The organism is Conchiformibius steedae (assembly GCF_014054725.1).
GTDB lineage: Bacteria > Pseudomonadota > Gammaproteobacteria > Burkholderiales > Neisseriaceae > Conchiformibius > Conchiformibius steedae.
In genome coordinates this window covers 1,431,964-1,443,814 of sequence record NZ_CP059563.1, presented here as the reverse complement: position 1 = coordinate 1,443,814, position 11,851 = coordinate 1,431,964, and the positions used below count along the sequence as shown (strand labels likewise).

The window sequence follows — 11,851 nt, the reverse complement described above, 5'->3', positions numbered from 1 at the left end:
TAATCCAATTGATTTGTTTAATTTATTTATTGAGAAATTCGCGTAGTAGTTGTAGACAATATTGATTATATTGCTTGTCTAGGGGGTTTATGTCTGAATTTGATTCATTTGCTTGGTAAGTGGCATAGCCTTTATAAACAGTTCTGGCGATGGCGAAAAATGTAACATTTTGTGCTCCACAATCCAGTAAGGCTTGGATGGCATCTTCATCTACATTAATTGTTTTTGTGTAAATATCATCAATCAGCAAAATATTTTTCCCTTTTATCTCTGGTGATAAGGTGCAAGTATTTTTTGTAATACCAGGATAGGGGTCAGAACCATTGCCTGCATCATTGGGTAAATGGGTGGTACGGGTATCAGTATGGCGCACAATATAATTTGTGCCGTCAATGATATTAGGGTAATGTTGTTGTAGTTTTAAAATAATATGTTGGATAGTTAATCGAAATAGAAGCTGGCTTGGGGCATAGCTGTCTAGACTTTTTGCACGGGGCACGACACAAATTGCTATAGATTGCTGTTTGGATAGGGATAAAATTTCTAGAACTTCATCAGTTAAAGTGGATGCAAGCTGGTTGACTGCTGACTTTAATTGGGATTCCGATAGATTTTTAAAGGTATTTTTTAGAGTTACCAAATAATCAGGATTGTTAGGTTGTTTGTATTTAATGTAGTCGCAACGGTAATATGCTTGAATATTCTGTTGTAAATATTCGTTTGCCTCAATGGTGAATGATTGCAATGTCATGGTATTAAATCCTTGGGAAAGTTACAAAAAATAGTTGAGAGGTAGGAATATTGCATTGGGATGCATATTGCAACTCATTTAAATTGTCGTCAAAAATTACAACTTGATTCGGATTCAAACGCAATTTTCTTATCATGAAGGGATATTTTGCTTGTGATTTGTCACAAAAATAAGTGGCTTTAAATAAGTTGTTAAGTTGCAAATGGGTGAGAATTTGTCGGGCGCGTTGTTCTAAACTGTGACTGATTAGATAAACGGGTATATGTGAATGAACAATATGGATAAAGTTAGTCAGATCTGTATTAACCGTAATTTGAGACAGGAAGTTTGGAAAAACTTTCTGTTTATATGTGATGATTTGGTTTGATTGCTTGGGATAGTTTATTTTGATGGTTTCAGCAGTAATGCGTTTTACTGTTAAGGGGGAAGAGTTTGGATAATAGTGGAATATGGCTTCTTGATAAGCTAAATTATTGGCAGTATCGCTTGATACTAATGTTCCATCCATATCCACAAAAATGATAGGATTATTGGGAAGTGTCAAATCAGATTGCAGATTGCAGATTGCAGATTGCAGATTATACTTTCCATTTTATCTTTTTTTAAGATTATCTAAATTTCTTCTAATACTAACATGCTTTGATGGTTGTGACAACATTAATATGTGGTAATATATAAAATATAGCTGTTTGAAATTGGTAAAACCTATTTCAAACAGCTGTTTATTTTTAAATGGTCGCTTTATTGTTCCATCTGCACTGCTTGAATCGCGGTCAGGGCGATGGTGTAAACAATATCTTCCACCAATGCGCCGCGCGACAGGTCGTTTACGGGCTTGCGCAAGCCTTGCAGCATGGGTCCCACACTCAAGACATTGGCGTTGCGCTGTACCGCTTTATAAGTGCAGTTGCCCGTGTTCAGGTCGGGGAAGACAAACACGGTGGCCTTGCCTGCCACGGGGCTGTTCGGGGCTTTGGATTTGGCAACGCTTTCCACCACGGCGGCATCGTATTGCAAAGGTCCGTCTACCGCCAAATCGGGGCGTTTTTCTTTCACCAATTTAGTGGCTTCAGCAACGGCATCCACGTCTGCGCCTGCGCCTGATGTGCCTGTGGAATAGGAAATCATGGCAACACGCGGTTCAATACCAAAGGCTTTGGCGGAATCAGCAGACTGAATGGCGATTTCGGCAAGCTGTTCGGGGGTGGGGTTGGGATTCACGGCGCAGTCGCCATAGACGACGGTTTGCCCTGGCAGCAACATAAAGAAAACGCTGGACACAATGCTGGCACCGGGGGCGGTTTTAATCAGTTGTAGGGCGGGGCGGATGGTGTTGGCGGTGGTGTGTACCGCGCCCGATACCAAGCCGTCCACGTCGTTTTGCGCCATCATCATGGTGCCGAGAACTACGGTGTCTTTCAGTTGCTCACGTGCCTGTTCGGGGGTTAAGCCTTTGGATTTGCGCAGTTCGCACATCGGTTCAACGTATTGTTCGGCAATGCTTTCGGGGTCAATAATTTCCAAGCTGTCGGGCAGTTTGATACCCAGTTCTTCGGCAACGGCGTGGACGGCGGCGCGGCTGGACAGCAGCACGCAACGGGCAATGCCTTTGTCGTGGCAGATGGCGGCGGCGCGGACGGTGCGCGGTTCTGCGCCTTCAGGCAGCACGATGCGTTTGTTGGCTTTGCGTGCGGCTTCCATCATATTGAAACGGAATTGCGCGGGCGACACGCGGTCGTGGCTGTCGTGAATCAGGCTGTCGGTGTTTTGCAGTTGCGCGGCAGAACCCAAATAGGGCAGTTTGCACAGTTCGGCAACTTTGGGGTTATCCGCCACCACGCCCGCAAAACGAACGGGGGCATGGGCAAATAATTGCCGGGCTGCCTGAACGCGGGCGGCGGTTTCGGCAGACGAGCCGCCTGATGTTGCCAACAGCACGATTTGCGCGTTAAACGAAGTCGCCAGTTCAACGTTTTGTGATGACAACAGCAGGTTGTCGGCATCGGGGTCAATGCCTTGAATCACCAAATGTTGTGCGCCTGAAGCAGCGGCTTCGCCAATCAGCAGGTCAAACCAGTCGTCGTTTTTGCCTGCTGCCAGCAGTTCGGCGGCGCGGTCGGCTTGGGCAAGCGGATTGAACACGGCGGCATCGGGCAGGGATTTTGCCAATGCGGCGGCAACGGCGGCGGTGTTCGCATGGCGGCCGGTGGGGACGATAATCAGTTTCGCCATCAGGGAGTTCCTTTGCTAAAAAATGGAGACGGAATAGGCGGCAGGCAAAGCCTGCACAGCCTGTGAGAAGTGTGCCACGATATGGCAGCGGCGGCAAGCGCGTTTACGGTGCATCGGCAAAGCAGGCAGCGGGCGCACGGCAAAAACGCTCAATCTGTTGCAGCAATTCGGCGCGACTGTGCGGATGTAAACGCAATTCGTGTTCAATAAAACCCCATTCATCGTTGATTTGCATTAGCGTGAGTACAAAACCAGCACGTTCGGGCGTGTAAACGGCATCGAAAATAAAGCGGGCATCGGCAGACGCGCCGCGCATTAACTGCGGATGAAGGTAATCTGCCAAATTATCGGCGCAAGGTTCGTCTGCGGGCAAATGCGATTCGGTGTGCCAAATGAGATTATCGGGCATGGCTTAAACGGTATAAAAACGTGCGTTCGCGGTGGCGGGCGAATGCCAGTGGGTCGTTGCGGTCGGCGGATTTGGGGTGGACGGGGTGGGTGTGTTCGGTGGCAATCAGGCGCAAACCTGCTTGTTCAAACCATTGCGGCAGCGCATCGGCAGCGCGTAAACCCAAATGTTCAGCCAAATCCGACAGTATCAGCCAAACTTCGCCGCTGGGATTCAAATGCTGCGGCGCAGCGTGCAAAAATGCCCGCAACATGGCGTGGTCAGGGTCGTATAAAGCGGTTTCTATGGTAGAGGTGGGCTGTGCGGGCAACCACGGCGGATTGCACACAATCAAATCGGCACGCGCTGCGGGAAACAAATCCTGTTCCAACACATCAATTTGTGCGCCCAAACCAAAACGCTGCACATTGGCACGGGCGCAGGCAAGGGCGCGGCGGTTGGTGTCGGTGGCGGTGATGTGCGCGATGCCGCGTTGAGCCAGCAGCAGCGCAATCACACCGCTGCCCGTACCGATGTCAAATGCCTGCCGACAAGACGGCGGCAAGGGCGCGTGTTGCAGCAAATGCAAATATTCGCCACGCACAGGCGAAAACACCCCAAACGGCACATGCACCCGTCCGCCCAAGGCAGGCAAATCAACGCCTTGTTGATGCCATTGATACGCGCCCATCATGCCCAACAGCAGGTTAAACGGCATAAGAAAATGTTTATCCGCCCATTCCGCATCCAAAGCATCGGCAAGCGCGGCGGACACATCGGGGGCGCGTGGTAGCCGCAGGGCAAAATCGGGGTGGATTTCCAGCAGCAGCATATTGATGTCGCGGCTTTGTTGCGATTGGCGCAAACGGTGGCGGTGAAACCACTCGCGCGGGTTGTCGGGAAAGGTGTGTTGTGGTGCAGTCGGACAGCGCAGCCGTTTTTTAACCGCATCTAACAGGGTTTTGCCCTGATAAAAATCGCCCTGCCACACGGTGGCGCAGCTTTGGCGGGCGTGTTGCAGCAGCTCGGCGGCGGAAGCAGCGCTACACAGGCGGGCGCGTTGCGGTGGGCGGTGACGGTTTTCGCTGTAATAGGGCAGGGCAAGCCCGTTGTTCAGCGTGAGAACGGTGTTATGCTTCATTATCGTTAGGGTCGCGGCGGAAAGGGCGTTTGAGTAGAATGCGGACAGCGCCGTCATTATTGGGATGCGGTTCGGTATAAGCCAAGACATCAGGATGTTGCATCAGCCAGCGGCGCACCAGCGATTTTAAAATCGGCGTATAACCGCGCGAACCCAAACCGCTGCCGTGAATGATTTCGCCACACACGCCGCGTTTTTGCACAAAGCGGATAAATTCGTTTAATACCTGCTGGGCTTCTTCTTGGGTGTAGCCGTGCAAATCCACATCCGCCACCACCTGCCAATGCCCTGCCTGCAAACGTTTGATGTCGTTTGCACCTTGCCCGTTTTTGCTGAAGCTGGCGGGGATATCAATGTGTGCGCCGCCTTCGCCAATATAGAAATTTTGATTGTCGTCCTGCTGGTGTGGGTCGTGGCGGCGCGGTTTGATGGGGCTGCGGTCGGGGGGCGGATAGTATTGGTTATGGTGTTTTAAGGGGGTAACGTCTGCCATTAAGGTGGCAAAATCAGGCTCTTGTACCTGCTGCTGGGCGCGGGCTTGGCGTTCGGCTTGGCGGCGTTGTTCCGCATCGGCTTGTGCCTGTTGGTGCAGGGCTTTGAGTTGGTCGTGAAAAGTCATAAAGCGGATTGGAAAAAATCGGTTAAAACGTGTCGGTAGTGTGTGCGGTGATGCGGATGGCTGAGGGCGTCAATGTGTTCGCCGTTTGGCACAATAATCAGCTTTTTCGGCGCACGAGCAGCGGCAAATAGGGCGTGGGCATGTTTCACGTGAATCACGCTGTCGGCATCGCCATGTATCAGCAGCAGCGGTATTGGCGAAATGCTGGCAATGTGGCGGTCGGCGCTGTAACGGTTATTCATCAACAACCCCGCGCCTGTGATTTTGTCGTTGGCAATGGCGGCGTAATTGGCAAAGGTGGCTTCAATCGCCACAGCGCGAATGCCTTGTTTGTTGCCCGCGCCCACGGCGGCAATGGCATTGGTGCCGCCCAAACTCTGCCCGAACACCAATAGTTTATTGGCGTCAAGGTCGCGGCGGCTGCGGATATAGTCCAAAGCGGCATGGGTGTCGTCAAACAAACCGCGCACATCGGGCTTGCCTTCGCTGCGCCCGTAGCCGCGATAATCAAAAGCAAAGACATTGTAGCCCTGTGCAGGCAGCCACGACACAAAATCCCAATGGGCGCTCAGGTTTTGTGCGTTGCCGTGAACGTGAATCACCGTGCCTTTGGCTGTGCCTGTGGCAGGGGCAAAACGCCCGTGCAGTTTGGTGCCGTCTTTGCTGTGAAAAAACACATCCTGCCATGTTTGTATGGTGTGCTCAGGACGTGTGTAGTCGTGACGGTCGGGGTGGTAAAAAGCCTGTTGTGCGCACGAGGGCAACACCGCTAGGGCAAGACCTGCCACCAGTATTCCACTCCAAAACAGACGATTTTTTTTCATGCGCTCTGTTCCTTGCCCGACTGCTTCGCTTCCAGCCATTCCCAGCGTTCCAAACACTCCAGCAATTCCATTTCAATTGCTTCAGCACGGTTTTGCAGTAGGGCAGCGGCTTCGTAATCTTTAAACACTTCGGGGTCGGACAAGCGCGTATTCAGTTCCGCCTGTTCGCTTTCCAAGGCGGCGATGCGTTCGGGCAGCCCATCCAATTCGCGCTGTTCTTTAAACGACAATTTAACGGCGCGGTTTTTCGGTTTGGCGGATTTTTCGGGTTTATCGGTGGCAGCGGTTTTATCCTTGCTGTGCTGTAAAACCTGTTCACGGCTTTTCGCATCCAAATAATCCTGATAACCGCCGATGTACTCGCGCAAACCGCCTTTGCCGTCAAACACAATGCTTTGTGTCACGACATTATCCAAAAACATCCGGTCGTGGCTGACTAAAAACACCGTGCCAGCGTAATCGCGCAACAGTTCTTCCAACAATTCCTGCGTATCAATATCCAAATCGTTGGTCGGTTCGTCCAGCACCAAAATATTGGCGGGACGGGTAAACAGTTTGGCTAGTAACAAGCGGTTGCGCTCGCCGCCCGACAGCGACGACACGGGGCTGTGCGCCCGCGCAGGGTGAAACAGGAAATCTTCCAAATAGCCCATAATATGGCGTTTTTTGCCACCGATTTCCACATAATCGTTGCCCTGCCCCAAAGTGTAAAACACAGTATCGTTTTCGTTCAGCGCACTGCGGAACTGGTCAAAATACGCCACTTCCTGTTTGCTGCCGATGCGGATGCGCCCGAAAGTGGGTTGCAACTCGCCCAAAATCAGTTTTAAAAAGGTGGTTTTGCCCACGCCGTTGGCACCGATTAAACCGATTTTGTCGCCGCGTTGAATCACGGCGGAAAATTTGTCCATAATGATTTTGTCGCCGTAGGCAAACGAGGCGTGTTCCAGTTCGGCGACGATTTTTCCGCTTTTTTCGCCTGCATCCAGCTTAAAGCTGACTTGCCCCTGACGTTCGCGGCGGGCGGCACGTTGGCGGCGCAGTTCCTCCAAACGGCGTACGCGCCCTTCATTGCGGGTGCGCCGTGCTTCAATGCCTTTGCGTATCCATGCTTCTTCTTGGGCGTGGAATTTGTCAAACAGGCGGTTGTGTTCGGCTTCTACGGCTAATTCTTGCGCTTTCTTTTCGCTGTATTGGGCGAAATTGCCTGAATAGGAACGCAGTTTGCCACGGTCCAGTTCCACAATGCGGGTAACGGTGTTGTCCAAAAAGCGGCGGTCGTGGGTAATCAGCACCAAGCTGCCGCCAAATTGCGCCAACAGGTTTTCCAGCCAGATAATGGCATCAATATCCAAATGGTTGGTGGGTTCGTCCAATAATAAAATATCAGGCTTTTGCACCCATGCTTGTGCCAACGCCAGCCGTTTTTTTTGTCCGCCGCTTAAATTGGACACGGTTTCGTGTTCGGGCAAACCCAACTCGGCGATGGTTTGACGGATGGCGGCATCAAACTGCCAGCCGTCTTGTACCTCAATTTGGTTGTGTAATTCGTTGAGTTGTTTGATAAGGGCTTCACTGTCGCCCTGCTGCGCCAGCTCGCGCGACACTTGATGATAACGGCGCAACACATCGCGCAGTGCGCCCAAGCCTTCGGATACGGCGTCAAACACGCTGGTGTCGGGGTCAAACGTGCTTTCCTGCGGTACATACACGGTTTTTAAACCGTTTTGCAGAATTAGTTGTCCGTCGTCCAGCTTTTGTACGCCCGCCAGTATTTTCAGCAGCGAGGATTTGCCTGCGCCATTGCGCCCGATTAAGCCGATTTTTTCGCCTGCTTCCAGTTGTAAGGCGGTGTCGTCCAGCAGTGGAACGTGTCCGACCGCAAACGAGGCGTGTTCTAGGGAAAGAATGGTACTCATGTTTTGATTGACAGAAAAATGGGTTTAACGGGGCGGCAGCGGTGCGCCTGCGGGGTGTTTGTAACGGTTGTAGGCAAACAGGTATTGGGCGGGCGATTGCCGTATCAGGTGTTCTATATTGCGGTTGAGCCACAAGGCATCGGCGGCGGCATCGCCCACGGGTGCGCCCTGCGGCGGCACAATATGCAGCACAAAGCCTTGTCCCTGCGGTAGGCGTTCGCCGTAAAACAGCAACACGCGCACTTTAGGCAATTGCGCCAATCGTGCCGCTAAAGTGGCGGTATAGGCGGGACGGTGAAAAAAATCCGCCCACACGCCGCCGCCTTCGTGCGGGTCGGGAACGTGGTCGGGCAACACCACCACGGCTTCGCCGCCGCGCAGGGCTTTGATGATTTGTTTCACGCCTTGTGTGGTGGCAGGTGCGGTGCGCCCTTTGCCGCGTTGTCGCCCTTGCTGCATGATTTGGTTTAAAGCGGCGGATTTGGGCGGTTTATACAACGCGGTCAGCGGAAACGGCAAACGTTCACTCAAACAACGCCCCGCCAAATCATAACTGCCCAAATGCGGGGTTAGCAGCAGTAAACCTTCGCCTGCGGCTTGGGCAGCGTCCAAATGTTCCTGTCCGTGGCTACGCACAAATAAGGCGCTAATCTGTTCGGGTGGCAGGCAAAACGCCAAGGGCAGTTCCATTGCCCCTTTAGCCGTTTCCACCAATACCGCACGCACCGCCGCCGCATCGGCAGGCAAACGGGCAAGGCGCAAATGTTGGCGGATGCGCCTGCGGGTGGCGGGTAACAGATAATACGCCAATACCCCCAATCCCGCACCGATGCGGTGCAGCAGCGGCAGCGGCAAACGCGCCACCCAATTAAACACACGGGCAAGCATAAGCATACCAAAAACCTTTATTTTAGCACACGCGCCCGCCGCCGCTGCGTTTGGCGATTGAAACCGCCGCGCAAAAGGCGCACAATCGCCCTTTTTGCCCTCATTCACAGGAGAAAAATGCCATGTCCCGCCCCCTGCATCCGCAAACCCTTGCCATTCGCGGCGGTAAAAGCCAAACCGAATACAATGAACACCATCAAGCCCTGTTTTTAAGCAGCAGTTTTATGTTTGACACCGCTGCTGATGGTGCAGCCCTGTTTGCCAAAACCAAAGCGGGTTACACCTATTCGCGCACCGCCAATCCCACCGTGGCAGCGTTTCAACAGCGCGTTGCCGCTTTGGAACACGCCGAAGCCGCCATTGCCACCACCACAGGCATGGCAGCCATTCAGGCTGCGCTGCTGACCTTTTTAAGTGCGGGCGACCACTTAATCAGCAGCCAAAGCCTGTTTGGCACCACCGCAGGGCTGTTAAGCGGACACATTGCCCGCTTTGGGATTGAGATTAGCTTTGTTCCGCAAACCGATTTGCAAGCGTGGCGCGATGCTGTGCGCCCTAATACCAAAATGCTGTTTTTGGAAACCCCGTCCAATCCCTTGGGCGAAGTAGCAGATTTATCTGCTTTGGCGCAGATTGCCCGTGAAGCAGGCGCATTGTTGGCAGTGGATAATTGTTTCTGCTCGCCCGCCATTCAACGCCCCTTGGATTTGGGCGCGGATTTGTCGGTGCAATCTGCCACCAAAGCCATAGACGGACAAGGGCGCGTATTGGGCGGCGTGGTGTGCGGCAAAGCCGATTTGGTGCAACAAATCGCCTTATACGTCAATTCAGCGGGTTTAAGCCTGTCGCCGTTTAATGCGTGGCAATTATTGGGCGGATTGGAAACGTTAGCCTTGCGCGTGGAAAAACAATCGCAACACGCGCTGGCGTTGGCAAACTGGTTGAAAACGCAGCCGCAAGTTCAAAAGGTCTATTACGCAGGTTTGCCCGAACACCCGCAGGCAGATTTGGTTGCCAAGCAGCAAGCATCGGGTGGCATGGTGCTGGCGTTTGAAGTGGCAGGCGGACAAGATGCCGCATGGCGCGTGATTGACCGTGTCAAACTGTTTTCCAAAACCGCCAATTTCGGCGATGTGCGTTCCACCATCACCCACCCGTGGACAACCACCCACGGGCGCATGAGCGCGGAAGACAAACACGCCGCAGGCATTAGCGAAGGGCTGTTGCGCCTGTCGGCAGGTTTGGAATACATTGACGATTTGATTGATGATTTGGCGCAGGCGTTGGCGTAATGCCGATTAAGTGAAAAAAAGGGGTGCACGCACACCTATGTGCGCCCTGTTGAGTAATTATTTCAAGAAACAGAAAGGATAAGAAAATGTCAGAAGCCGAATTTGCCGCGTGGGCATTAAAAATCTGCTTGGGCGTGCTGATTGTATTTTTATTTTTTATTATCTGGGATTTGGGTAAAAAGGCACAAGTAGGCAAGCTGGGCATGTTTATTTTGTTTTTGGTGCTGGGCTTGGGCATTGCGGGATTTTTATTTAAAAACGTATTGGTGCGCCTGTTGATGTAAGCGGTTTTGTTTCCCCGCAAAGTGTGGGAAAATCCGCCCCCAAACCATTTAACAGGACGCACACCATGCTCGACCGCCACGGCTACCGCCCCAATGTGGGTATTATTTTATTAAACGAAAACAATCAGGTGTTTTGGGGCAAGCGCGTGCGCGAGCAGTCTTGGCAGTTTCCGCAAGGGGGGATTAAACCCGGTGAAAGCCCCGAAACGGCGATGTACCGCGAGCTGACAGAAGAAACGGGTTTGCTGCCGCAGCATGTGAAAGTGTTGGGGCGCACCCGCGATTGGCTGCGCTATGATGTGCCGAATCATTGGGTAAGGCGCGAGTGGCGCGGCAGTTATCGCGGGCAAAAGCAGATTTGGTTTTTGCTGCGACTGGTGGGGCGTGAGAGCGATATTTATTTGAATGCCGACCCCAGCCCCGAATTTGATGGCTGGTGTTGGCACGAATATTGGGCACCTGTTGATGAAGTGATTGACTTTAAAAGAAACGTGTATGAACGAGCTCTAACCGAGCTGGCAGGATTCGTCCGCAATTTGGAAAGCATGGGCGAATATCGCGGGCGTATTTTGGAAGAGCGCAAACAGCGAAAGGCTTAATTTTTAATCAGGATGATTCAGATGAATATTAAAAAATTACTTTTTCCAATTGTTTTAATTGGTACATGGAATATTTCATATGCTGAAAAGGTAACCCAATCACCTTTAGAAAAAGTTTTATCTATGTATTCAAGTAAAGAAAATATAGATACTTATTACAGTATCCCTAATATTGAATGGGGTAATAAGGTAAATAGGACACCCAATAGATTTTTTAGTTTAGGCAAGTTAAATCTGGAAGTAATGGGGCAATCTGAAATTAGTGTGTCAGGTAATGGAAATCAGGTTAATGATATAGAGTTATCTAATAATAGACCCAGTAAAAAATTTAAAATTATTTTAGAAAAGAATTTGAAATCCTATCAAATTTTTGAATTACCTAAATGTCATCAAGGTGAAAATAGTCAATTTTTTTATGTGGTGGGTAAAAATAAAGTACCCATTTATGTAATGGCAATAGCAAATTTTACAGAAGAACCTTATATGTCGCCGCTATATACTCAATTTGAATTTTCTTTGCAAAAGCCTAGTGAATGTAAATAAATTTCAAATCAGCCCACCACCAATGGGGTTTAATAACGCGGCATGGCGGGGTCAATTTCTTGCGCCCATGCGTCAATGCCGCCGCTTAAATTATAGAGCTGTTCAAAGCCTGCGTTTTCTAAATAGCGGGCAACGTTTAAGCTGCGGATGCCGTGATGACAATACACCACAATCGGCACGTCGTCAGGCAGTTCGTTGTGGCACAGGGGAATGCGGTTCATGGCAATATGAGTATGATGGGGCAGGGCGCACAGGGCGACTTCTTCGTCTTCGCGCACGTCCAGCAATACGGTATCGGGCTGTTGTTGCAGCAAATCTTGCAGCTGCTGCGGGCTGATGGCTTGAATGCTCATATATAATGGCTCACAAAA

The 11,851-nt window shown here is 51.1% G+C and carries 14 protein-coding genes; 4 read left to right on the top strand and 10 right to left on the bottom strand.

What is annotated here, in order from left to right:
• Positions 1 to 22: 22 nt before the first annotated feature.
• The 9 genes from H3L98_RS07615 to H3L98_RS07575 form a co-directional block, all read right to left on the bottom strand.
• A complete protein-coding gene (locus H3L98_RS07615) occupies positions 23 to 751 on the bottom strand; it encodes a phosphoribosyltransferase (protein WP_051531980.1) in 729 nt (242 codons plus the stop codon).
• Positions 752 to 755: 4 nt separating this feature from the next.
• Positions 756 to 1,265 (bottom strand): NIF family HAD-type phosphatase, encoded by a 510-nt coding sequence (locus H3L98_RS07610; protein ID WP_338025832.1) that lies wholly within the window; start codon positions 1,263 to 1,265, stop codon positions 756 to 758.
• A gap of 227 nt (positions 1,266 to 1,492) precedes the next feature.
• Complete coding sequence (gene pta / locus H3L98_RS07605; protein WP_027021486.1) at positions 1,493 to 2,983, bottom strand: phosphate acetyltransferase; 1,491 nt, start codon at positions 2,981 to 2,983, stop codon at positions 1,493 to 1,495.
• A 103-nt stretch (positions 2,984 to 3,086) separates the two neighbouring features.
• The gene (locus H3L98_RS07600) at positions 3,087 to 3,392 is read right to left on the bottom strand and encodes a hypothetical protein (RefSeq protein ID WP_246327800.1); all 306 of its coding nucleotides are present in this window, start codon (positions 3,390 to 3,392) and stop codon (positions 3,087 to 3,089) included.
• Positions 3,382 to 4,512 carry a methyltransferase gene (locus H3L98_RS07595; RefSeq protein ID WP_034333039.1) on the bottom strand — a complete coding sequence of 377 codons (1,131 nt, stop codon included), beginning with the start codon at positions 4,510 to 4,512 and terminating at the stop codon, positions 3,382 to 3,384. The genes H3L98_RS07600 and H3L98_RS07595 overlap by 11 nt, the downstream gene beginning before the upstream one ends.
• A complete protein-coding gene (locus H3L98_RS07590; RefSeq protein WP_034333036.1) occupies positions 4,502 to 5,131 on the bottom strand; it encodes a Smr/MutS family protein in 630 nt (209 codons plus the stop codon). The genes H3L98_RS07595 and H3L98_RS07590 overlap by 11 nt, the downstream gene beginning before the upstream one ends.
• Complete coding sequence (locus H3L98_RS07585) at positions 5,128 to 5,955, bottom strand: alpha/beta hydrolase (protein ID WP_027021482.1); 828 nt, start codon at positions 5,953 to 5,955, stop codon at positions 5,128 to 5,130. The genes H3L98_RS07590 and H3L98_RS07585 overlap by 4 nt, the downstream gene beginning before the upstream one ends.
• Positions 5,952 to 7,874, bottom strand: coding sequence for an ATP-binding cassette domain-containing protein (locus tag H3L98_RS07580; RefSeq protein WP_027021481.1), 1,923 nt, complete (start codon positions 7,872 to 7,874; stop codon positions 5,952 to 5,954). Before H3L98_RS07580 ends, H3L98_RS07585 begins: the two co-directional genes overlap by 4 nt.
• Before the next feature lie 24 nt (positions 7,875 to 7,898).
• On the bottom strand, positions 7,899 to 8,762 hold the full coding sequence (locus tag H3L98_RS07575; protein WP_027021480.1) for a lysophospholipid acyltransferase family protein: 864 nt from the start codon (positions 8,760 to 8,762) through the stop codon (positions 7,899 to 7,901).
• A 122-nt stretch (positions 8,763 to 8,884) separates the two neighbouring features.
• On the opposite strand from H3L98_RS07575, the gene H3L98_RS07570 reads away from it, so the two are divergent.
• The 4 genes from H3L98_RS07570 to H3L98_RS07555 all read left to right on the top strand — a co-directional run bounded on the left by H3L98_RS07570 (position 8,885) and on the right by H3L98_RS07555 (position 11,480).
• Positions 8,885 to 10,054: an O-succinylhomoserine sulfhydrylase gene (locus H3L98_RS07570; protein WP_027021479.1), complete on the top strand. Its 1,170-nt coding sequence runs from the start codon at positions 8,885 to 8,887 to the stop codon at positions 10,052 to 10,054.
• An 86-nt stretch (positions 10,055 to 10,140) separates the two neighbouring features.
• A complete protein-coding gene (locus H3L98_RS07565) occupies positions 10,141 to 10,338 on the top strand; it encodes a DUF2788 domain-containing protein (RefSeq protein ID WP_027021478.1) in 198 nt (65 codons plus the stop codon).
• A 65-nt stretch (positions 10,339 to 10,403) separates the two neighbouring features.
• Positions 10,404 to 10,937, top strand: coding sequence for an RNA pyrophosphohydrolase (locus tag H3L98_RS07560; RefSeq protein WP_027021477.1), 534 nt, complete (start codon positions 10,404 to 10,406; stop codon positions 10,935 to 10,937).
• A gap of 21 nt (positions 10,938 to 10,958) precedes the next feature.
• A complete protein-coding gene (locus H3L98_RS07555) occupies positions 10,959 to 11,480 on the top strand; it encodes a hypothetical protein (RefSeq protein WP_156932216.1) in 522 nt (173 codons plus the stop codon).
• A gap of 29 nt (positions 11,481 to 11,509) precedes the next feature.
• Here H3L98_RS07555 and H3L98_RS07550 read toward each other — a convergent pair whose 3' ends face one another.
• Positions 11,510 to 11,833, bottom strand: a complete 324-nt coding sequence (locus H3L98_RS07550; protein WP_027021475.1) for a rhodanese-like domain-containing protein — start codon at positions 11,831 to 11,833, stop codon at positions 11,510 to 11,512.
• Positions 11,834 to 11,851 lie beyond the last annotated feature (18 nt).